The 21,439-nt window shown below is 61.6% G+C and carries 20 protein-coding genes and 1 pseudogene; 7 read left to right on the forward strand and 14 right to left on the reverse strand.

Annotated features, from left to right (window positions below; all coding sequences use genetic code 11):
* Positions 1 to 44 precede the first annotated feature (44 nt).
* The 3 genes from RPMA_RS04520 to lepA all read right to left on the reverse strand — a co-directional run bounded on the left by RPMA_RS04520 (position 45) and on the right by lepA (position 2,409).
* Positions 45 to 266, reverse strand: a complete 222-nt coding sequence (locus tag RPMA_RS04520) for a DUF2283 domain-containing protein (protein WP_211911727.1) — start codon at positions 264 to 266, stop codon at positions 45 to 47.
* On the reverse strand, positions 263 to 520 hold the full coding sequence (locus RPMA_RS28515; RefSeq protein WP_211911728.1) for a DUF4258 domain-containing protein: 258 nt from the start codon (positions 518 to 520) through the stop codon (positions 263 to 265). Before RPMA_RS28515 ends, RPMA_RS04520 begins: the two co-directional genes overlap by 4 nt.
* Positions 521 to 603: 83 nt before the next feature.
* Positions 604 to 2,409 carry a translation elongation factor 4 gene (gene lepA, locus RPMA_RS04530; protein ID WP_211911729.1) on the reverse strand — a complete coding sequence of 602 codons (1,806 nt, stop codon included), beginning with the start codon at positions 2,407 to 2,409 and terminating at the stop codon, positions 604 to 606.
* Between the two features lie 140 nt (positions 2,410 to 2,549).
* Between lepA and RPMA_RS28365 the strand changes: the two genes are divergently transcribed.
* Positions 2,550 to 2,876, forward strand: a complete 327-nt coding sequence (locus tag RPMA_RS28365; protein WP_328516556.1) for a hypothetical protein — start codon at positions 2,550 to 2,552, stop codon at positions 2,874 to 2,876.
* Positions 2,873 to 4,201 (forward strand): glycosyltransferase family 39 protein, encoded by a 1,329-nt coding sequence (locus RPMA_RS04535; RefSeq protein WP_328516557.1) that lies wholly within the window; start codon positions 2,873 to 2,875, stop codon positions 4,199 to 4,201. Before RPMA_RS28365 ends, RPMA_RS04535 begins: the two co-directional genes overlap by 4 nt.
* Before the next feature lie 159 nt (positions 4,202 to 4,360).
* Here RPMA_RS04535 and RPMA_RS04540 read toward each other — a convergent pair whose 3' ends face one another.
* The 5 genes from RPMA_RS04540 to RPMA_RS04560 all read right to left on the reverse strand — a co-directional run bounded on the left by RPMA_RS04540 (position 4,361) and on the right by RPMA_RS04560 (position 8,345).
* Positions 4,361 to 4,636, reverse strand: a complete 276-nt coding sequence (locus RPMA_RS04540) for an HPr family phosphocarrier protein (protein WP_211911730.1) — start codon at positions 4,634 to 4,636, stop codon at positions 4,361 to 4,363.
* Positions 4,633 to 5,034, reverse strand: a complete 402-nt coding sequence (locus RPMA_RS04545; protein WP_211911731.1) for a PTS sugar transporter subunit IIA — start codon at positions 5,032 to 5,034, stop codon at positions 4,633 to 4,635. The genes RPMA_RS04540 and RPMA_RS04545 overlap by 4 nt, the downstream gene beginning before the upstream one ends.
* A 187-nt stretch (positions 5,035 to 5,221) precedes the next feature.
* Positions 5,222 to 5,689 (reverse strand): HPr kinase/phosphorylase, encoded by a 468-nt coding sequence (locus tag RPMA_RS04550; protein ID WP_211911732.1) that lies wholly within the window; start codon positions 5,687 to 5,689, stop codon positions 5,222 to 5,224.
* Positions 5,686 to 7,491, reverse strand: a complete 1,806-nt coding sequence (locus RPMA_RS04555) for a sensor histidine kinase (RefSeq protein ID WP_211911733.1) — start codon at positions 7,489 to 7,491, stop codon at positions 5,686 to 5,688. Before RPMA_RS04555 ends, RPMA_RS04550 begins: the two co-directional genes overlap by 4 nt.
* A gap of 152 nt (positions 7,492 to 7,643) precedes the next feature.
* Positions 7,644 to 8,345 carry a response regulator transcription factor gene (locus RPMA_RS04560; protein ID WP_211911734.1) on the reverse strand — a complete coding sequence of 234 codons (702 nt, stop codon included), beginning with the start codon at positions 8,343 to 8,345 and terminating at the stop codon, positions 7,644 to 7,646.
* Positions 8,346 to 8,562: 217 nt separating this feature from the next.
* Here RPMA_RS04560 and RPMA_RS04565 point away from each other — a divergent pair, with 217 nt between their 5' ends.
* The 4 genes and pseudogenes from RPMA_RS04565 to RPMA_RS04580 all read left to right on the forward strand — a co-directional run bounded on the left by RPMA_RS04565 (position 8,563) and on the right by RPMA_RS04580 (position 12,732).
* Positions 8,563 to 9,303, forward strand: a complete 741-nt coding sequence (locus RPMA_RS04565; protein WP_211911735.1) for a HugZ family pyridoxamine 5'-phosphate oxidase — start codon at positions 8,563 to 8,565, stop codon at positions 9,301 to 9,303.
* Between the two features lie 182 nt (positions 9,304 to 9,485).
* Positions 9,486 to 11,098, forward strand: a pseudogene (locus tag RPMA_RS04570) (phosphoenolpyruvate carboxykinase).
* Between the two features lie 138 nt (positions 11,099 to 11,236).
* Positions 11,237 to 12,013 (forward strand): response regulator, encoded by a 777-nt coding sequence (locus RPMA_RS04575; protein ID WP_211911736.1) that lies wholly within the window; start codon positions 11,237 to 11,239, stop codon positions 12,011 to 12,013.
* Between the two features lie 281 nt (positions 12,014 to 12,294).
* The gene (locus tag RPMA_RS04580) at positions 12,295 to 12,732 is read left to right on the forward strand and encodes an EamA family transporter (protein WP_211911737.1); all 438 of its coding nucleotides are present in this window, start codon (positions 12,295 to 12,297) and stop codon (positions 12,730 to 12,732) included.
* Positions 12,733 to 12,805: 73 nt separating this feature from the next.
* Here RPMA_RS04580 and RPMA_RS04585 read toward each other — a convergent pair whose 3' ends face one another.
* The 4 genes from RPMA_RS04585 to RPMA_RS04600 form a co-directional block, all read right to left on the reverse strand.
* Positions 12,806 to 14,608, reverse strand: coding sequence for a S8 family serine peptidase (locus RPMA_RS04585; RefSeq protein ID WP_211911738.1), 1,803 nt, complete (start codon positions 14,606 to 14,608; stop codon positions 12,806 to 12,808).
* Between the two features lie 39 nt (positions 14,609 to 14,647).
* Complete coding sequence (locus tag RPMA_RS04590) at positions 14,648 to 14,956, reverse strand: hypothetical protein (protein ID WP_211911739.1); 309 nt, start codon at positions 14,954 to 14,956, stop codon at positions 14,648 to 14,650.
* 9 nt (positions 14,957 to 14,965) lie between these two features.
* Entirely contained in the window at positions 14,966 to 15,577 is a 612-nt protein-coding gene (locus RPMA_RS04595) for a hypothetical protein (RefSeq protein ID WP_211911740.1), read from the reverse strand.
* Positions 15,578 to 15,826: 249 nt separating this feature from the next.
* Positions 15,827 to 18,334: a glycogen/starch/alpha-glucan phosphorylase gene (locus tag RPMA_RS04600; RefSeq protein WP_211911741.1), complete on the reverse strand. Its 2,508-nt coding sequence runs from the start codon at positions 18,332 to 18,334 to the stop codon at positions 15,827 to 15,829.
* Positions 18,335 to 18,634: 300 nt separating this feature from the next.
* Between RPMA_RS04600 and RPMA_RS04605 the strand changes: the two genes are divergently transcribed.
* A complete protein-coding gene (locus RPMA_RS04605) occupies positions 18,635 to 19,066 on the forward strand; it encodes a hypothetical protein (protein ID WP_211911742.1) in 432 nt (143 codons plus the stop codon).
* Between the two features lie 7 nt (positions 19,067 to 19,073).
* Here the strand turns inward: RPMA_RS04605 and RPMA_RS04610 are convergent, their stop codons facing one another.
* Complete coding sequence (locus tag RPMA_RS04610) at positions 19,074 to 19,874, reverse strand: DUF2865 domain-containing protein (RefSeq protein ID WP_211911743.1); 801 nt, start codon at positions 19,872 to 19,874, stop codon at positions 19,074 to 19,076.
* 120 nt (positions 19,875 to 19,994) lie between these two features.
* On the reverse strand, positions 19,995 to 21,413 hold the full coding sequence (locus RPMA_RS04615) for a sodium:proton antiporter (protein ID WP_211911744.1): 1,419 nt from the start codon (positions 21,411 to 21,413) through the stop codon (positions 19,995 to 19,997).
* Positions 21,414 to 21,439 lie beyond the last annotated feature (26 nt).

The raw sequence follows: 21,439 nt of genomic DNA on the forward strand, positions 1-21,439 counted from the left end.
AGCGGTAGAGTTTTCGGTTCTGGCTAGCCTCATGGAATGGAAGACTATTCGGCAGCGTCGGATGAACGTGTGCCTGGAAGAGGAGCTTTTTGCCAATTGCCTGGGGCCAGCATCTTGCTCACGAAGAGGATTTCAATGCCAAGGATTTGCCCGTCTGCATTGAGGTCGTAGATAAAAGGACCGGCTTCTTCCGTTTGGTCCACTTTGCCCTTGCCGATACGAATATAGATCGCGTCGGCTTCCGGATCGTAGGTCATATCAGTCATGACTTGCGCCTCGCATTACGATCGAAGGTGATTGTTATAATCCGAATGTGGGAATCTGTCTCGACGCATGCGACACGAAGAACGCGCCCGCCAAAGTCGGAAATAGCGCGAAAGCGGCGCTCGACAGATGGCTCAGACGGTTCCGGTTCAATCCAATCGGGATGATGGGCAGTTTGTTCAACCCATGACAGCGGGAGCTTCCGCTCCGCCATGCGAACACGCGCGTGATATGTCAGAACCAGTGGCTTTTGCATGCTGGCTGCCCCAAGGCTGGGGCAAACTTAGCAGCAGGTAGATTTGTAAGGCAAGTTGGCGGCTCTACGTGGATCTGAGGCCCTCAGCTATCCACCTTCAGCGCGGCAATAAACGCTTCCTGCGGGATGTCGACCTTGCCGAACTGCCGCATCTTCTTCTTGCCTTCCTTCTGCTTCTCCAGAAGTTTGCGCTTGCGGCTGATGTCGCCGCCATAGCACTTCGCGGTCACGTCCTTGCGCAGCGCGCGGACGGTTTCGCGGGCAATCACCTTGCCGCCGATCGCCGCCTGAATCGGAATGACGAACATGTGCGGCGGGATCAGCTCCTTCATCTTCTCGACCATGGAGCGGCCGCGGCCTTCGGCGCGGGTGCGATGGACCAGCATGGAGAGCGCATCCACCGGCTCGGCATTGACGAGAATCTGCATCTTGACGAGATCCGCGGCGCGGTAGTCGGTGAGGTGATAGTCGAACGAGGCATAGCCCTTCGAGATCGACTTCAGGCGGTCGTAAAAATCGAACACCACTTCGTTGAGCGGCAATTCGTATTTCACCATCGCGCGAGTGCCGACGTAAGTGAGTTCCTTCTGGTTGCCGCGGCGCTCCTGGCACAGCTTCAGCACGGAGCCGAGATATTCGTCGGGCGTGAGGATCGTCGCTTCGATCCACGGCTCGTGGATCTCGGAGATCTTCACCACATCCGGCATGTCGATGGGATTGTGGATCTCGAGCTCGGTGCCGTCGGTCAGATACATGTGGTAGATCACCGACGGCGCGGTGGCGATCAGGTTGAGATCGAATTCGCGGGAGAGGCGCTCCTGGATGATTTCCAGATGCAGCAGCCCGAGGAAACCGCAGCGGAAACCGAAGCCGAGTGCGGCCGAGGTTTCCATTTCGAACGAGAACGACGCGTCGTTGAGGCGCAGCTTGCCCATGGCGCCGCGCAGCGTTTCGAAGTCGTCGGCATCCACCGGGAAGAGGCCGCAGAACACGACAGGCACGGCGGGCTTGAAGCCCGGCAGCATCTCGGTGATCGGCTTCTTGTCGTCGGTGATGGTGTCACCGACGCGGGTGTCGGCGACTTCCTTGATGGCGGCGGTGATGAAGCCGATCTCCCCGGGGCCGAGTTCGTCCACATTGACCATCTTCGGCGTGAAATAGCCGACGCGCTCGATGTCATAGGCCGCATTGGTGCCCATCATGCGCACGCGCTGGCCCTTCTTGAGCACGCCATCGACCACGCGCACCAGCACGACGACGCCGAGATAGACGTCGTACCAGCTATCCACCAGCAGCGCCTTCAGTGTCGCATCGCGATCGCCCTTCGGCGGCGGCAGGCGGGTGACGATGGCTTCCAGCACGTCTGGCACGCCAAGGCCCGTCTTGGCCGAGATCATCACGGCGTCGGAGGCGTCGATGCCGATCACGTCCTCGATCTGCTTCTTGACCTGGTCGGGTTCGGCCGCGGGCAGATCGACCTTGTTCAGCACCGGCACGATTTCGAGATCGGCGTCGAGCGCGTGATAGACATTGGCCAGCGTCTGCGCTTCCACGCCTTGCGAGGCATCGACCACCAGCAGCGCGCCTTCGCAGGCGGCCAGCGAGCGGGAGACCTCATAGGCGAAGTCGACGTGGCCGGGCGTGTCCATCAGGTTGAAGATGTAATCCTTCCCGTCATGCGCCTTGTAATGCAGGCGGACGGTCTGGGCCTTGATGGTGATGCCGCGCTCGCGCTCGATGTCCATGGAATCGAGCACCTGCTCCTTCATCTCGCGCGCCTGCAATCCGCCGGTGATCTGGATCAGGCGGTCGGCCAGGGTCGATTTGCCATGGTCGATATGGGCGACGATGGAGAAGTTGCGGACGTTGGAAATCGGGGAGGTTGTCATGCGCGCGCAATAGCATCCCGAGCCCTGATGCGGCAACCGAAATGGGGCTTTTCCGGCGGTTTCACGGGGCTATTCGGGGCGACGTCGCGATCAAGCCATTCTGATTTCACTTGCGGGGAAAACAGGCTAGGCAGGGCCCCATGAAAAGGCCCGAACGCAGTCGCAAATCCCCCGCCATCGCCACGCCCATCAAGCGCCGTAGCCTCGTTTCCAGGCTTCGCCGGGCCGGGGCGCGTGTGGTGGCTTGGGCCAGCGATCCGCAATTGGCGCCGGTATTGGTGGTCGGCTTTACCATTGCGCATGCGGTGCTCTGGACGGCCATCCTGACCCAGGTGAAGGCGGCACAGGACGTCCATTTCGACGTCGCCGAGGCCTATGCCTGGGGCAGAAGTTCCTGCTCGGCTATGGCAAGCATCCGCCGCTGTCGGGCTGGATTGCGGGTGCCTGGTTCAGCGTCTTCCCGGTGACGGACTGGTCGTCCTATGCGCTGGCCATGGCCACGGTCGGCATCGGCATGATCGCCTGCTGGGCGATCGCGCTGCATGTGGTGGATCGCCGCCGCGCCTTCTTCGTGCTGGTGATGGTCGCGCTCTATCCGATCTTCAATTTCAAGGGCTTCAAGTTCAACGCCGACCTCGTGCAGCTGATCACGCTGCCGCTGCTGGTGCTGGCCTATCTGCATGCGTTCGAGAAGCGGACCATCCGCTCCGGCGTGCTGCTGGGCCTCGCCGCTGCGGCGGCGCTGATGTGCAAATACTGGGTGGTGACGATGATCGGCGCCATCGGCCTCGCCGCGCTGATCCATCCTCAGCGGATGCTGTTCCTGCGCTCGCCAGCGCCCTGGCTGGCGATTGTCACCATGGTGGCGGCGATGATCCCGCATATCGACTGGGTGCGTGGCGTGGAGTTCGCGCCCTTCCGCTATGCGACTGGCACCTACGTCATTTCGTCACGCTGGCAGAGCCTGCAACTGATCTGGGGTTACATCGGACACAATGTCGCGCTGCTGCTGTTGCCGCTGGCGCTTGCAGCCGCCGTGCTCGCCTGGGCGCCCCGTTGGTGGTCCCTCGCTGTGCGGGACCCGCGCGGCTTCGTGGTGCGGCCGTGGTCGATCCGGAACAATCCGTCGGTCAACCGAGATCATGCGCTGAATATCTGGCTGATCCAGGCCATCGTCGCCATCGGCCCACCGGTCGGTGCGTTGATCTTCGATGTCTACATCAAGACCGACTGGGGCATTTCGCTGTTCTTCCTGGTGCCGCTCGCAGTCATCGCCATTCCGTCGCTGCGCATGCCGCGCGTGGCGCTGCCGCGGATCGCGGCGGTGTGGCTCGTTCTGTCGCTCGCGGTACTGGGCCTCGCACCGCAAATCGCCATTGCGAGCATGCCGCGCGACGAGAACGGCAACTTCGCCCATGTCTCCTACTCACAGCTCGCAAAGCAGCTCACCGAGATGTGGCATGTCCGCGCGCATGCGCGCTGGAGTGCGGTGGTCGGCTATGTGGAGGTGGCCGATCAGATGACCTTCTATAGCGTCGATCATCCGCTCCCCTACATGCCGTTCGAAAAGATCGACGCCGGATTGCTGTCGCTCGAAGAGATCAAGCGCGCCGGTTATATCGGGATCTGCGATCCCACCGATGCCCGGTTCGAGATCTGTGAGTCATGGATGAAAGAGAATGCCGTGGGCGCCGAGCGCGTGGTGATCTCGACGCGGCGGTTCTTCCAGGGGCAGGCCGGGAGCTCGTCGCGCTGGCACGTGTATTTCGTGCCGCCGGCTGCGGTGAAGTAGCTCCGTTTTCCTTCCTTCTCCCCCTGTGGGAGAAGGTGGCTTCGCGAAGCGAAGACGGATGAGGGGTAATGCTGGGCTCGGAGCTTGCGGTACCCCTCGCCCGTCTCGAACGCTGCGCGTTCGATCCACCCTCTCCCACAAGGGGAGAGGGAAAAGAAACTACTCTTCGCCGAATTTGTCGATCACGAGCTGCGAGATCGCGTCCAGCGCTTCCTGGGCCTGCGGGCCCTTGGCGGACACCACGATGCTGGTGCCGATGCCGGCGGCCAGCATCATCAGGCCCATGATCGATGTGCCGCCGACCGTCTCGCCATTGCGGGTGACGGTGATATCTGCGCTGAACTTCTCCACCATCTGAACGAATTTGGCGGAGGCGCGGGCGTGCAGGCCACGCTTGTTGGTGATGGGCAGTTCGCGGGAGAGGGTGTCGCTCATTTGCCGGCAAGCACGCGGCTGGCAATGGTCACGTATTTGCGGCCGGCTTCCTGCGCCATGGCGATCGCGTCGGGAAGCGTGCGTTCCTCGCGGACCTTGGCGAGCTTCACTAGCATCGGCAGATTGATGCCGGCGAGCACTTCGACCTTGGGCCGGCTCATGCATGAGATCGCAAGGTTCGACGGCGTGCCGCCGAACATGTCGGTGAGAATCGCGACGCCGTCGCCGCTATCGACGCGGTTCACCGCTTCGATAATGTCGCTGCGACACAGGTCGGAATCATCTTCCGCGCCGATTGTGACGGCTTCGATTTGTTGTTGCGGACCCATTACGTGTTCGAGCGCTGCCTTGAACTCGTCGGCAAGGCGCCCATGGGTCACAAGTACCAGACCAATCATCGGAAACTCCTCGTGGGCGCATTGGTGCACCGCACGAAAGGGCCACTTTGACCATCCAGAGCCGCCATGCAAGAGGGCTCTTCGCGAAAATCCCTTAAAATACGACCTTGGTCGGGGGAGGTCCTGCAGGTCTACTCAGTGGCGAGTGTGGGCTAATATGGTTACCAATTCCCTTCGGGCAATCGGCCTAACGTCGCAGCGGCGGAATGCCATCCGCGGTCGTCAGGTGGGCGACTATCAATGGTAGTGGGTTAAAGCTGGATTCAACCGGTATCCGCGGCAGCCGGATGCCATGGAGCTCGATCTGCAGGGCCTCGGCATCGGGCAGGCGAGCCGCATCGGGGGCGTCCAGATCGACCACCAGCCCGACGATGGCCGCCGTGGCGCAATCCAGCCGCCGGATGCCAAGGCCGCGTATCTCCAGCAGGCCGACCAGCTCCGGAACCGGGCGAACCCGCAAGCGCCCGTCGCTGGCCTCCAGATAGGCGCGGTCATCGGCCACCAGCATGGCTTCGGGGATCTGCCCGGCCTGGCTGGCCAGGATGAGCTCGAAGACCAGCCGCGATTTGCCAGAACCGGATGGCCCCCGGATCAGCACGGCGCGATCGCCGATCAGGACGGCCGACGCATGCACGCTGGTCGGGGCGGGACTCACGTGGCCGGCAATCGCACGACGAACCGGGCACCGAGGATCGGGACCTCGCCGTCCGGTTTGGCGGCGCCGATGCGGTTTTCGGCCCAGATCGTACCGCCATGCGCCTCGACGATCTGTTTGGAGATCGACAGGCCCAGGCCGGAATTCTGGCCAAAACCCTGATGCGGTCGATCGGTGTAAAAGCGCTCGAAGATGCGCTCCAGTGCGTCCGGTCCGATGCCGGGTCCGTCATCGTCGACTACGACCTCGATCTTTCCCTTCAGCCGGCGACAGGCAATCCGCACCTTGCCGCCGGGCTCCGAGAACGACTGGGCGTTGGTGACGAGATTGGTGATGACCTGGCCGAGCCGCGAGTCATGGCCGGGCACCGAGAAGGCGTCATTGGCCGCGCCGTCAAAGCGGATTTCGACGCCGACGTCATGACCGAGCTTGGTCTCGTTGGCGACGGCGGTCAGCGTGTTCAGCAGTTTCCGCATATCCACGGGGGCCGCGTCGTTGCGCTGCAGTTCGGCATCGAGGCGGCTGGCATCGGAAATATCCGAGATCAGGCGGTCGAGCCGGCGGACGTCATGCTCGATCACTTCGAGCAAACGGCCGCGGCTGTTCTCGTTCTTCGCCAGCGGCAGTGTTTCGACGGCGGAGCGCAAGGAGGTCAGCGGGTTCTTCAATTCGTGCGACACGTCCGCGGCGAACATTTCGATCGCCTCGATACGGTTATAGAGCGCGCCGGTCATGTCGCGCAGCGCGCCGGAGAGATGGCCGATCTCGTCGCGGCGGTCGGTGAAATCCGGGATTTCCACGCGGGTGCGGATGCGGCGGCGGACGCGCTCGGCGCTGTCGGCGAGGCGGCGCACCGGGCCGGCGATGGTCGAGGCCAGCAGCAGCGACAGCACGACCATCACCGCCATGGCGACGGCGAAGACTTTCAGGATGGCGAGGCGCTCGGCGGTGACCATCTGGTCGATGTCGTCGCCTTGGGTCGATAGCATCAAGGCGCCATGCACCGCGCGAAAACGCTGCACGGGCACGGCGACCGATACGATCACTTCGCCGCGGTCATTGATGCGCACCATGCTGCTCTTCATGCCGCTGAGCGACTGCTGCACTTCCTGATAGCCATTGCCGTTTTCCGGGCCGAGCTCGCGATACAGCGGCAGGTCGCCGCGATTGAGCCAGGTGCGGACGGCGATGGTTGCCTTTTCGACCAGGCCCGGCTTTTCGGTGGTCGGCGGCGGCAGTTCGAAGCGCAGCACGTCGCCGCGGCCATAGAGACTGCGGCTGTCGAGCAACAGCACGCCGTCGCGGTCATAGATGCGCGCGCGCGTCTTGGTGGGTGAGATCAGCCGGCGTAGCACCGGCGCGACGCGCTCGGGATTGATCGGGAAATCGAGATTGTTGAATTCGTCCGGCGCGCCGTAGCTTTCACCCGGCTTGAGGTCGAGCAGGCGGTCGGGATCGATGGTGATCGTATTGGTTTCGACCGTGGCCGACGCGGCGATGGCGCCGGCGATAATTTCCGCCTGCGTCAGCAGGCTCTGCGCACGCGCATCGATCAGGCCGGCGCGGAATTGCGAGAGATAGAGCACGCCGGCGACGAGGGCGCAGAGGCCGGCGAGATTGAGCGAGACGATGCGGCGCGTGAGGCTGGAGAATGTGAGCGCTACAAAGAACTGCCGAACCCGGCGCAGCCAGTCGAGCGGGCGTCGCCAGCCGGCGATGGCGGTCTCGTCTGACGTATCGGAATTCTGCGACGGCGAGCCGCCGGCGTCCCGTCGTCCATCAGGCTGCGTTCGATCCAGCAATGCCTACACTGCCCGCTTGTTGTCGATTGATCATGGCATCTCTGTATCACTTCGTCATGCCCGGCGAATGCCGGGTATCCACGCCTTTCGCCGCGAGAAAAGACGTGGATGGCCGGCACAAGGCCGGCCATGACGACAGAGGATAACTGCGATCAGGTTTCCTTGAAGCGGTAACCGACGCCGTACAGCGTCTCGATCATTTCGAAGTCGTCATCGACGACTTTGAACTTCTTGCGCAGGCGCTTGATGTGGCTGTCGATGGTGCGGTCGTCCACATAGACTTGATCGTCGTAAGCGGCATCCATCAGCGCGTTGCGGCTCTTCACCACGCCGGGGCGGGTGGCCAGCGCCTGCAGGATCAGGAATTCGGTGACGGTGAGGGTCACCGCCTCGTTCTTCCAGGTGCAGGTGTGGCGCTCCGGGTCCATGCGGAGCAGGCCGCGATCGAGCGCCTTGGCATCGGTCTCCTTCGGCGCAGCCGCGGGATCCTTCGGGGCCGCACGGCGCAGAACGGCCTTGACGCGCTCCACCAGCAGGCGCTGCGAAAACGGTTTGCGGATGAAATCGTCGGCGCCCATCTTCAGGCCGAACAGCTCGTCGATCTCCTCGTCCTTCGACGTCAGGAAGATCACGGGCAGGTCCGACTTCTGGCGCAGGCGACGCAGCGTTTCCATGCCGTCCATGCGGGGCATCTTGATGTCGAGGATCGCTAGGTCCGGCTGGCTGGTGCGAAAACCGTCCAGCGCAGACGCACCGTCCGTATAGGTCATGATCCGGTAGCCCTCGGCTTCCAGCGCGATCGATACGGATGTGAGAATGTTGCGGTCGTCGTCGACCAAGGCGATTGTGGGCATTGAGCCTGCTTTCCGAAGCGGGATGGTCTGTACGGCGGGGGATGCATATTCCGCCGTATGAGGTGGCCTTAAGAACACAGTCAACCAGCAATGCAAGCTGGGCTGAAGTGTGGCCAAGTTCCCTAAACGCTTGAATGGGGCGCCGGTTCCACATTTATATACGCCCGTTGCAACCTCAGGCAAAGCCGTTTTTGGCAATGATTATCGGGATTTAATGATGCAGCCGACCGCCGATTTCGACCCCTCGCGCGTCACCCGATCGCTTTTGCGGCGCAACAGGCAGGGCGCGCTTGCAACCCTGACCGTCGGCACCGGAGCCCCTTACTGCTCGCTGGTGAACGTGGCCAGCCATCCCGACGGTTCGCCGATTCTCCTGATTTCGCGTCTGGCGCTGCATACCCGGAACCTCTTGGCGGACCCGCGGGTGTCGTTGATGCTGGACGAGCGTGCGCCGGGGGATCCCCTGGAAGGCGCCCGGATCATGCTCGGTGGCACCGCCGAGGAGGCCGATGAGACCGAGCGCGATCTGCTTCGCCGGCGCTATCTCGGCGTCCACCCGACGGCGCAAGTCTTTGTGGATTTTAAGGATTTCTCGTTCTTCCGGGTCAGGCCGACATCGCTGCACCTGGTCGCCGGCTTTGGTCGCATCATCGATCTTGCGCCTGAGCAATATCTCACCGATCTCAGCGGCGCCGAGAGCGTGCTGGAGGCGGAAGAAGGCGCTGTCGAACATATGAACGCCGATCACCGCGATGCGCTCAATCTCTACGCAACAAAACTACTTGGCGCAGAAGCAGGCGATTGGCGCTGCACCGGCTGCGATCCCGGTGGGATCGATCTGCAGAGCGAAACGTCCGGTGCACTCAGGCTGGATTTTCCGCGGCGGATCGTCACGTCGATGGACTTGAGAAAAGTTCTTCAGGAACTGGCAGAGCAGGCCCGCACTTTGGATGGTTGAGCCATACCCATGGCCATGCTTGGAAGTAACCAAGCCGGGCGAGGAGTGCTTGGCTTTTCACATCTTCGTCACTATTAGATCGCCCGATCAAGGCCGGACCGGTTATAGTGACGGCTACCGCTGCAATATGGGGTTGGAGGCAACTTCATAGTCGAACAGCGGACTCTATGGAGGAACTATCCGTGCAAGAGACGGGCGTACGCAACAGTGCCTATGGCGCTGACAAATTCGGACTCAAAAACCTCAAAGCGGTAAACTGGAATCTCGGCGCGCCGCAGCTCTATGCGCACTCGCTGAAGAACGGCGAAGCCGAATTGTCGTCTGATGGCGCGCTCTGCGCAGACACCGGCGACTTCACCGGCCGCAGCCCGAAGGACAAGTTCACGGTCAAGGATGCGTCCACCGAGAACATGTGGTGGGCCGGCAATCAGTCGATCACCCCGAGCAGTTCGAAGCGCTCTACACCGATTTCAAGAAGCACGCCGAAGGCATGACCCTGTTCGCGCAGGACCTTTATGGCGGCGCCGATCCTTCCTTCGCCATCAAGACCCGCGTGTTCACCGAACTCGCCTGGCACTCGCTGTTCATCCGCACGCTGCTGATCCGCCCGGAAGCAGCCGCGCTCGCCGACTTCGTGCCTGAACTCACCATTATCGACCTGCCGAGCTTCCGCGCCGATCCGAAACGTCACGGCTGCCGCTCGGAGAACGTCGTGGCCATCGATTTCGCCCGCAAGATCGTCCTGATCGGCGGGTCTTATTATGCCGGCGAGATGAAGAAGTCGGTCTTCACCACGCTGAACTACTATCTGCCCGCCAAGGGCGTGATGCCGATGCATTGCTCGGCCAATGTCGGCCCGGATGGCGACAGCGCGATCTTCTTCGGCCTGTCGGGCACCGGCAAGACCACGCTCTCCGCCGATCCGAAGCGCACGCTGATCGGCGATGACGAGCATGGCTGGGGCAAGGACGGCATCTTCAATTTCGAAGGCGGCTGCTACGCCAAGACCATCAAGCTGTCGGAAGAAGCCGAGCCGGCGATCTATGCGGCGTCGAAGCGTTTTGGCGCCGTGCTCGAAAACGTCGTTCTGGACGAGAATACCAAGGTGCCGGATTTCGACGATGGCTCGAAGACCGAGAACACTCGATCGGCCTATCCGCTCGACTTCATCCCGAACGCCTCGCGCACCGGCCGCGCGCCGCAGCCGAAGAACGTGGTGATGCTCGCAGCCGACGCCTTCGGCGTGCTGCCGCCCATCGCCAAGCTCACCCCGGCGCAGGCGATGTATCACTTCCTGTCCGGCTACACCGCCAAGGTCGCCGGCACCGAGCGTGGTCTCGGCAATGATCCGGAGCCGGAATTCTCAACCTGCTTCGGCTCGCCATTCCTGCCGCTCGATCCATCCGTCTATGGCAACATGCTGCGCGACCTCATCGCCAAGCACAAAGTCGATTGCTGGCTGGTCAACACCGGCTGGACCGGCGGCAAGTATGGCGTCGGCTCGCGCATGCCGATCAAGGTCACGCGCGCACTGCTGACGGCGGCCCTCGATGGCTCGCTGCGGAACGTCGAATTCCGCACCGACAAGTATTTCGGCTTCGCGGTCCCGACCGCACTGCCGGGCGTGCCGAGCGAGATCCTCGATCCCGTGAACACCTGGAAGGACAAGGCCGAGTTCGACGCCACGGCCCGCAAGCTGGTCGGCATGTTCCAGAAGAACTTTGCCAAGTTCGAAGCGCAGGTGGATGCGGAAGTGCGTGCAGCTGCTCCGGACGTGAAGATCGCGGCGGAGTAAGCTGCGTCACAGCCTGAACACGAAAGGGCGGCCGCGAGGCCGCCCTTTTTGTTGAACGTCACTGTTCAAGCAGGTAAGTAAACGGATTAATCCAGAGATTGTTTCGTTGGTTTTATTTCTCTAAGGTTGAGCTTTGTTATGAGCGATCAACTGCAGAATTTCGGCGGTACGGCAAAATCGCTAGCGCGTAGCCCGTTGGGTATCATCGCGCTGTTCATTGTGCTCGTGTATGGCTTTGCATCACTCACGACAATCTTTGCCGCTTCATTTACGCCATTCGAGCGGATGCCATTGATCTGCTTCTTGGTCGTCTTTCCTGTCCTCGTACTTGCTGTGTTCGCTTGGTTGGTAAGCCATCACTATGAAAAGTTGTTTGGTCCAGGCGATTTCAGGGATGAGCAGAACTATGTGAAGATGCGCATGGCCGTTGTTGCATCATTAACTGCGGCGACGACGAAGTCTGATGCCGTATCTCCCGCCGAATTGGGACAAATTGTAGAAACGGCTCAGGCGATTAGACCAAGCCGATCCAGATCAGGCAACGGCCGGAAAAATCATATTCTGTGGGTCGACGATCGTCCGCAAAATAATGTTTACGAGCGACAGGCTTTCGAAGCTGTCGGCCTGCAATTCACCTTGGCCTTATCGACCGATCAAGCATTAGAGCAGCTATCGTCCAAAAAATACGCGGCGATCATTTCGGATATGGGCAGAAAAGAAGGGCCAAGAGAGGGCTATGTGCTGCTTGATAGATTGAGGACCGAAGGAGATCTGACGCCATTGTTCTTCTACGCTTCGTCTAACGAGCCGGAACATAAAAAAGAGACCCTGCGTCACGGCGGGCAGGGGTGTACGAACAATGCTCAAGAACTTTTTGAAATGGTGACAAAGGCAATTGTCATGGGGCAGTCTTAGTCAGCACTAGAGCTGTTCGGTGTGTTTTAGGAGGTCTTTGCCAAGTTCGAAGCGCAGGTGGACGCCGAAGTGCGTGCAGCTGCTCCGGACGTGAAGATCGCGGCGGAGTGAGCTGCGTGACAGCCTGAATATGAAAGGGCGGCCGCGAGGCCGCCCTTTTTGTTTGGCTCGATCTTGTAGCCCGGATGAAGCGAAGCGCAATCCGGGAATCAGAGCTTCCTCATATCGCCGGTCCCCGGATTTCGCTGCGCTCCATCCGGGCTACACGCAGGTCATTACCCATGAAAAACCTCACCCTTACCTGGCCGTTTTGGGCCGTCCTCTCCGCGGCCTTTGCTGCGCTCACGGCGATCTTCGCCAAGATCGGCATCGAGAATGTCAATTCCGACTTCGCCACTTTCATTCGCACCATCGTCATCCTGTTTGCGGCCGGGCTTATGGTGGTGGCCACCGGCAACTGGCAGTCGCCATCGACCATTTCAGGTAAAACGTGGATCTTCCTCGTTCTGTCCGGCTGCGCCACCGGCGCGTCGTGGATATGCTATTTCCGCGCGCTGAAGCTCGGTGATGCCGCGCGGGTGGCGCCGATCGACAAGCTCAGCGTGGTCTTCGTGGCCGTGTTTGCGGTGCTGTTTCTCGGCGAGAAACTGTCGCTGCCGAACTGGCTCGGCGTCATCCTGATCGCGACAGGTGCGGTGCTCGTCGCGTATCGGGCATGAAACGAAAGAGGCGGCCGCAAGGCCGCCTCTTGTGATGCGCATCCCGTTTTACGTCAAAACGTGCTGTATAGTCTCACGCGTTAGGGCCGCGTGGCGCTCTCGCCTCCGACGGCAGGGTGTCGCGAATGGCCTGGATCAGGTCGCGGATTGCATCCGAGCTGAACTGGCGGGTGTCAGACGCCGGCGAAGGCTGTTGCGCAGTACTGATGCCCAGTGCCGTGGGAGACGACGGCAGGCCTGCGCCGGCATAGTCGCGCGGCATGCCGACGAATTGCGCGGCATCGATGATCAGTCCGAACAAGCGATCGACCCAGGCCGCGTTTCGCGCTTTCTCGTTTCTCAGCGCAGGATGATGTGCCGCGAGCAGTGCGCCAAGGCCGGTGAGATGCGGATCTGCCATCGATGTCCCGTCCCATGCGGCGTAACCGCCGCCCGGGACCGACGAGATGATTCCGACACCGGGACCACAGACGCTCACTTCAGGGCCGTGGCATGTAAAGCGCGCGGGAAAGACCTGGCCGTTCGAGACATTGGCGCCGTCGGGGATCGTACGGGCATGGTAGGTGTCGCCGGGAAACATGCCGGCCTGCCCGATCGCGGATACGCAAAGCACGCCGGGCACGACGGCCGGGAATTGCACGGATGTGCCTGAATTGCCGGCCGCAACGAACATGGCGACGCCGGCCTGCCGCGCGCGCTGAATGGCCTGCTCGACGAGCTCCGATCGCAGGCTTCCGCCCAGGCTGCAATTCACCACGTGAATCCTGTTGGCGATACAGTAGTTGATGGCAGCAGTGAGATTGTTGAAGGCGCCGCCGGGAAAGACCTTGAGAATATGCATTTCGGCCTGCGGTGCGAAGCCGCGGATATGACCGTCGCGGCCATTCCCCGCAATGATGCCGGCACAATGCGTGCCGTGGAAGATTTGATCTTCCCTCCAGGAGGAGGTGTCCGGCTGGTTGCGATCATGCTGGTTCGTGTAGTCGCGCCCGATCGAGATATGGGAGAGCGCGGGATGATTGGTGTCACATCCGCTGTCGATGATGGCGACGCGAACGCCGACACCCGTCTGGCGTTGCGGATCAAGGCCGAGGATGCCCATCGCACGCTGGCCCCAGCCGATGAAAGCGGGGCCATTGGCAGCGGGGGACGCGTAACGTGCTGCGCCATATGACGCCAACGGCTGCAGTGTGATCGTGTTGACCCCGCTGGCGTCGAGCTCCGGGCGTTCCACGAAGTGCTCCCAGTAGTTCGCCGCCGGCTTGATATAAAGCGCCGCCGTCATGTTGAGATAGCCGCCATAGACGTTGATCGTGACGTCGCCTTGATTGTCGGTCTCGCCTTTGTCCTCGTTGCCGAATTGCCCATACACAATCACGGTCGCATTCGCGATCCCGTGACCGTCGCTATCCTGGACATGAAAGCGGACGGAAATCGGCGCCCGGGCCGCTTGTATCGATACGTTCGACGGCCTGACGAACTGAGGCTGGAAGCTGCCGAGATGCTCCAGCAAATGATCGCGCTCGACAATCAGAGTCGGGTCGCGCTGACGCATCGCTTCGATGTCGGCGACCCGCGCAGCCGATGATGTCCTGACAACGACGATGTCGTCGCTGCTCGTGGTCGATGTCCCCATCAGATCCACATCCTGACTCTCGGATTCGACGACACGGACCAGCTCATAGTCAGGAAGTTCGTCGAAGCGCTTCGCCAGTTTTTGCGGATTGAAAAGGTTGGGGCCCGCGGCCATCGGCACGATGCCGTCGATCCGGCGGCGTCCGATCATATATTGCTTCTGCCGGCCTCCGATTTCCTTCGGCTCCGCGGCATGCGTGGTCTGTCCCGCTGGCCCCGGGGCCGGGTGTGTGTCGCTCATTTCGCTCTCCCATGCTCCGGGAGCGCACGACGATGACAGTCAATATTGCAGCGGCGCGTTGGCATCGATGAGAAAGCGGTCGCCCAGACTCGCACGAAGCCTGGCGATTGCGCTTTCCGTAGCCTCGATCAGGGCAATGCGATTGCTCGCATCCCAATCGAGAAAGTCTGCACCTGGCGTCGCATCAATCTGCTGTCTGATCACGGCCACCGCTTGATGGGGCGGCATCGTGAAATCGCGTGGCGTCACGGTGAACTGTTGCTGTTGGCTGAATGTCATGGTTCGTCCGTTACCGGCCCGATCGATCTGGTGAGGTCCGATTGGGCCGGCAACCGTGATGGCGGTCAATCGGGAATGTCAGCGGAATTTCGGTATCGCGCTCTGTGGTAGCAGCTGCTCCAGCAGGCCGTTGACGATGTTCGGTATCGCGCGTTTGGCCTCGTCCGTGACGATGCCGAGCAACGCGTCGAGATCGAAACCCTGCGGAGAGACGCCCGGCATCGAATCGAACACGCTGAACCCGCCGCTCAGGAACGGCAGATTGATGCCGGCGCTGATGAAGGATTGCGTGGATACGCCCTGGCTTTTCAGTTGCGGTCCGAGCACGGGGTGTGTCGATAGCGCTCCGATCAGCAGGCCGGGCACCATGCGTATGGCTTGATCGGCAATGTCCTTCAGGATCTTGCCGAAGTTGAAGCCGAGCGGATCGACGCGCGGTGATGTGTCGAACAGCTTGATGCCGACGCTGATGGATTGCGGGCTGGCGCCTTGCGATCTGAGTTGCGGTCCGAGTGTCGGATGGGTCGATAGCAGTCCGATCAAGAGGCCGGGGAGGGCTTTGATCGCCTGATCGGCAATCCCTTTGAATATCTCGCCGAAATCGAAACCCTGCGGGCTGAAGCCGCCCGGCGGGGGCGCATTGAACGGGATGTAGCCGGAATAGGCCGGTGCTTGGTTGAAGGTCGTCATCGCAATCTCCCTGATACTTTTGACACGGCAAGCCTCTGGCTGGCGCGAGAAGCGTCGGCCGCGGATGGGGGTGGTCGAAGTGAGGAGTGTGTTGTCGATCTAACGATTGCAACCTATGAGGGCGTTCTATCAAAGTAAAGCTAAATTTTTCTCGCAATGGTTGTGTTTGTGCCATGAAAGAAACCCTCGCCGAATGTGATCGGCGGAGGTTTGGGGATGCTCAGTGATCTGACGGGTTTGGATGTCGGCTTAGTTCGATTTGCGAACCTGCAGTCCAAATGTCGGCGGCAGTTGTCCCGCGACCGGAACGTGCCAGATATCCTCGGCATATTCCCGGATCGTGCGGTCCGATGAGAACCAGCCCATCCGTGCGGTGTTGAGGATCGCAGCACGGCTCCACGCCGAGCCGGCCTTCCAGCGCGTATCGACACCGCGTTGCGCATCGTAATAGGAGTCGAAGTCGGCACTGACCATGTAATGGTCGAGATGGCGCAGCGCGTGGCCGATGGCGGCGAAACGGCCGGGCTCGTCCGGCGAGAAGAAGCCGCTCTCGATCGCATAGATGGCGCGGCCGAGATTGGGCGACTTCGTAATCACATCCGATGCGTCGAGGCCGCGATTGCGGCGTGCGACCACTTCGTCGGCGGTCATGCCGAAAATGGCGATGTTCTCCGGACCGACATTGTCGCGGATTTCGATATTGGCGCCGTCCAGCGTGCCGATGGTCAATGCGCCGTTCAGCGACAGTTTCATGTTGCCGGTGCCGGACGCTTCCATGCCGGCCGTGGAAATCTGCTCGGACAGATCGGCGGCCGGAATGATCACTTCGGCGAGGCTGACATTGTAGTCGGGCAGGAACGCGACCTTCAGCTTGCCCTGAATGCTGTCATCGTTGTTCACGAGCGTCGCGACATCATTGATCAGGCGGATGATCAGCTTGGCATAGCGGTAGCTTGCAGCAGCCTTGCCCGCAAAAATCTTCACGCGCGGCACCCAGTCCGCGTTCGGATTGTCCTTGATGGCCTGATACAGCGCGACGGTTTCGATGATGTTGAGTAGCTGACGCTTGTATTCGTGAATGCGTTTGATCTGGACGTCGAACAGGGCCGACGGATCGGCCTGTACACCCAGCTTCTCGCCGATCACGCGTGCGAGCGCGATCTTGTTCTGATGCTTGACCTTGCGGAACGCCTGCTGGAAGGCGGCATCTCCGGCAAAGGCTTCCAGCTTCACCAGGCGGGTGGGATCATCAAGCACCGCTTCGCCGCAGGTGGCGCGGAGCAGGTCGGTGAGCTTCGGATTGGCGAGCATCAGCCAGCGGCGGAAGGTGATGCCGTTGGTCTTGTTGGTGATGCGGCCGGGATAGAGCAGGTTGAGATCGTGGAACACGGTCTCCTTCATCAGCTCCGAATGCATCGCGGAGACGCCGTTGATGCGATGCGAGCCGATAAAGGCGAGATTGCCCATGCGGACGCGGCGGCCCGACGTCTCGTCGATGATCGAGACCGAGGCACGGTAGCCGTTGTCGCCTGGGCGCGTCGCATCGGCGCGGTCGAGATGCGCTTCATTGATGCGGTAGATGATTTCGATATGGCGAGGCAGCAGCCGTTCGAACAGCTCGACAGGCCACGTCTCCAGCGCTTCGGGCAGCAGCGTGTGATTGGTATAGGAGAGCGTCGCCGTGGTGATCTGCCAGGCCGCGTCCCAACGCATATTGTGCACGTCGACCAGGATGCGCATCAGCTCGGCAATGGCCAGGCTCGGATGCGTATCGTTCATCTGCACCGATGCCTTGTTGGCGAGGCCGCGCAGATTGCCGTCGGATTCCAGGTGCCGCTTGACGAGATCCTGCAGCGAGGCGGAGACGAAGAAATATTCCTGGCGCAGCCGCAATTCGCGGCCGGCCGCGCTCTCGTCATTCGGGTACAGGAACTTGCAGATCGCCTCGGCACGCGCCTGTTCGGCGCTCGCGCTCACATAGTCGCCGGTGTTGAACACATCGAGTTTGAGCGGATCGGGCGCGCGGGCCGACCACAGCCGCAGCGCATTCACATGCTGGCCGCGCCAGCCCACGATCGGCGTGTCATAGGCCACGGCCTCGACGGTTTCGCCGGGGTGCCAAACCACATGCATGCGGCCCTTCCCGTCATCGACGGTTTCGGTGCTGCCGCCGAAATACACGTTATACGTGACCTCGCGTCGCGCCAGTTCCCACGGATTGCCGAAGCCGAGCCACTCGTCCGGATATTCCTGCTGCACGCCGTGGGAGATGACCTGCTTGAACAGGCCGAAGTTGTAGCGGATCCCGTAGCCAAAGGCCGGGATCGCCAGCGTCGCCATGCTTTCCATGAAGCAGGCGGCGAGGCGTCCGAGGCCGCCATTGCCAAGCGCCGCGTCAGGTTCGCATTTGCGCAGTTCATCCAGGCCCACGCCGAGATCGCCGAGCGCCGCATCGAACAGCGGCAGCAGGCCCATATTGTTGAGCGCATCGGTGAACAGGCGGCCGATCAGGAATTCGAGCGAGAGGTAATAGACGCGCTTGCGGCCAGCGTCATAGCTCTCCTTGTCCGACATCAGCCAGCGATGGACCATGCGGTCGCGCAGGGCCAGCGCGGCGGCCTTGTACCAGTCGTGCTTGGTGGCGAAGGAGGCTTCCTTGCCGATAGCCAGCGTCAGCTTGACGAGAATGGCGCTCTTGATTTCGGCCAGGGCGAGTTCATCGACCGGCACGTTCTCGGGCTGGAATTTTGCTGGCATTGGTTGATCTGACAAACCGTCCATCCTGATCTTTGTCACGGCACGAAAGCATACGCGCATTCTGGCGTCGCCGGAACCCGCGGGGGTGGTGAGCTTTTGCCACCGCGATGCCGTGCATTTGGGCAACATATCTGCGGGAACCGCACCTTCGATGACGTTGCTGGCGGGAATGCGGCCTTAACGCATCGTTATCCGTCGTGAACAAATAAAGAACAAAATCGCAAGTAACTGATATATCATTCCGATTCGGTGGATTTAGGTCCGCCAGATCCATATGCCGTTCATGCCTGCGAGGACGAGATGTCCACCATTGCTTTTGATCAGTTCGCTCTCACCCGGATCGCGGATTTTGCGCGGTCGCTGTCCCGTCTGCACCGCACGGCGCAGCGACATCTCGTCGATGACGACCAGATCGACCGCGAGTTCAATGCCGTATGTCTGTCGGTGTGGGGCTATACGACCGATGACGTGAGCGATGACCTGTTCTCGCTCGCGGATCATGCATGGCTGGATGCGCTGGATGAAGCCCATGCACGGATCTTTGCAGCCGAGCAGGGTTACGACCTCGTCGACGATGGCGGCATGCTCACCGACTGGTGGGGCTATTGCTGGATGATCCTGGCCGAGAAACGCGGACTGTTGACCCCCGAGAACCGCGCCGCCGCGCGCGCCGAGATCGAACAGAAATATCTGTCCGCGGCGAATGTCGTTGGCGTGATTATCGGACGCTGACGCGCAATCAGTTCAGTTCGGCGCGCTTGGCGGCCGGTGCGGACACGCGCTTCGGTGCGATGGTGGTGGCTGCCGGCAGCGGCGCGATTTCGCGCGGCGTCTCGGCCATCGGCGCTTCGTCGGTGATCATCTCGGCCGCCACCGGCGCGACCTTCATCTCGCCGAGCCTTGCACGCACATCGGATGTCAGGCCGGGATAGGAGGCGACCGGCGTGAACTCGGCCGCCTGCGTATTGCCGGTGCGCATGCCGTTGAACGCGACAAGGCCGTTGGTGGTCGCCACCACGTCGCCGGGGCGCAGCGATGTATCCAGCGTGAGATCGACGGGTGCGAGGCCGGCGGGGTCGCGGCCATTGCAGGTGCAGTCCGCCTTCAGCGCCTTGCGATAGGCAAACGCGTTCGGCATGTCGGCATAACGCTCGCCGGTTGATGACGCGGCATAGTCGATATTGCTGCCGAAGAAGACCTTGGTGGTCGAAGCCGGGCAGAAGGCCTGGCACATCTGCGCCGGGCTCGCGCCGCCGCGGGTCAGCGGGAAATACTTGCCGTCACAGGTACGGACGCAAAAGGCAGCACCGGAGCCCCCGCCTGCGCTGCGTTGCGGAGCGGGTTGTTCGGCCGGCGTGTTGAGGCCGAACGGATCGAAGAAGCTGGATTCAGCAGGCGCGCCACGGCGCTGCTGTTGCTTCTGCGGCTGGCCGCCGCCGAACAGGAAATCGAAGAAGCCCTGAGCCGCGGCCATCTCGGGGATGACAGCGACAGACGCAATCACACCGAAGGCGAGAAGGGGCCGACGCACGCGCGACATGGGACGATTGTGACGCAACGCAAAGCTCCGCGACGCATGACCGAGGGCCGGGATGACACCATCCCGGTTCGCGGGTGACGTTAGGCCGTTATGGTAAACGCGGAGTAACCAGTGCTGGCGTCAGATGAAAAACACCCAGGTGGCAAGCAGGAAAACCGGGATCAGCACGGCGCCGGACCACAGCATGTAGCCGAAGAAGCTCGGCATCTTCACACCGGCATCGCGTGCAATGGCATAGACCATGAAATTGGGCGCGTTGCCGATATAGGTGTTGGCGCCCATGAACACCGCGCCGGCCGAGATCGCGGCGAGCGTCGCCGCCCCCGAAGTCATCAGCGCCTTGGCGTCGCCGCCCGCGAGTTCGAAGAAGACGAGATAGGTCGGTGCATTGTCGAGGAACGACGACAGGCCGCCGGTGAGCCAGAAATAGGCGGCGTTGTTCGGCGAACCATCGGCATGGCTGACAAGCGCGACCAGCGGCGCGAATGGCCCGTTCGCACCGGCCTGCAACATCGCCATGACGGGCACGATGCAGATGAAAATGCCGGCGAACAGGATCGCCACTTCCTCGATCGGTCCCCATTTGAAATCATTGGCCTTGCGATGCTCGGCTTTCGTCAGCGCCAGCGAGGCGAATGTGACAAGAACCAGGATCGCGTCTCGCAGCAGGTTCTGCAATTCGACCGGGGTGCCGAGCACGGTGAAGGAGATGCCGGGCTTCCAGCTGCCGCTCATCAGGATCGCCGCGATGATGACGATGAGCAGCGCGAAATTGGCCTTGCCATGCAGGCGCAGCGGCGAGTCCGGAGTGGGATCCTTGATCTTCGGAAGCTTGTCCTCGCGGCGATGCAGATAGATGTCCAGCACCATGAAGATCGCCAGCACGATGCAGGCGACGAACAATGTGTCGCGCCAGAGGTGTTGCGTGGTCCAGAAGAACTCCACGCCGCGCAAAAAGCCGAGAAACAACGGGGGATCGCCGAGTGGCGACAGCGAGCCGCCGATGTTCGAGACCAGGAAGATGAAGAACACGACGACATGGACGTTGTGGCGTCGGTCGTCATTGGCGCGCAGCAGTGGCCGGATCAGGATCATCGAGGCGCCGGTGGTGCCGACGATGCTGGCCATCAGTGTTCCGAAAGCGAGCAGCACCGTGTTGGTGAACACGCTGTCATGCAGGTTGCCCTGCAGATAGATGCCGCCCGAGACGGTGAACAGCGCCAGCAGCAATAGGATGAAGGGGATGTATTCGAGCAGCGCGGTATGGGCCAGCGTATGCGCCGTCACCGTAGTGCCGGTGGTGAGCCAGAGCGGCACGATCACGAGCGCCGCCCAGAAGGCGGCGAGCTTGCCGAAATGATGCTCCCAGAAATGGTGATACAGCACCGGCCCGGTGGCGATGCTGAGCAGGATGCCGGCAAAGGGCAGCGCCCACAGCGGCGACAGCTTTGCGCCGTCGAGGCCTTCCGCCGCAAAAGCGGCGTCGGGTGCAAGGCTTAAAGCCGCGATGCAGAGCGCGAGGGAAGCGAAACGAAGCAAGATGGAGCCTTTCACACGGAGCCGAA

The sequence above is a fragment of the Tardiphaga alba genome (assembly GCF_018279705.1).
GTDB classification, from domain to species: Bacteria; Pseudomonadota; Alphaproteobacteria; order Rhizobiales; family Xanthobacteraceae; genus Tardiphaga; species Tardiphaga alba.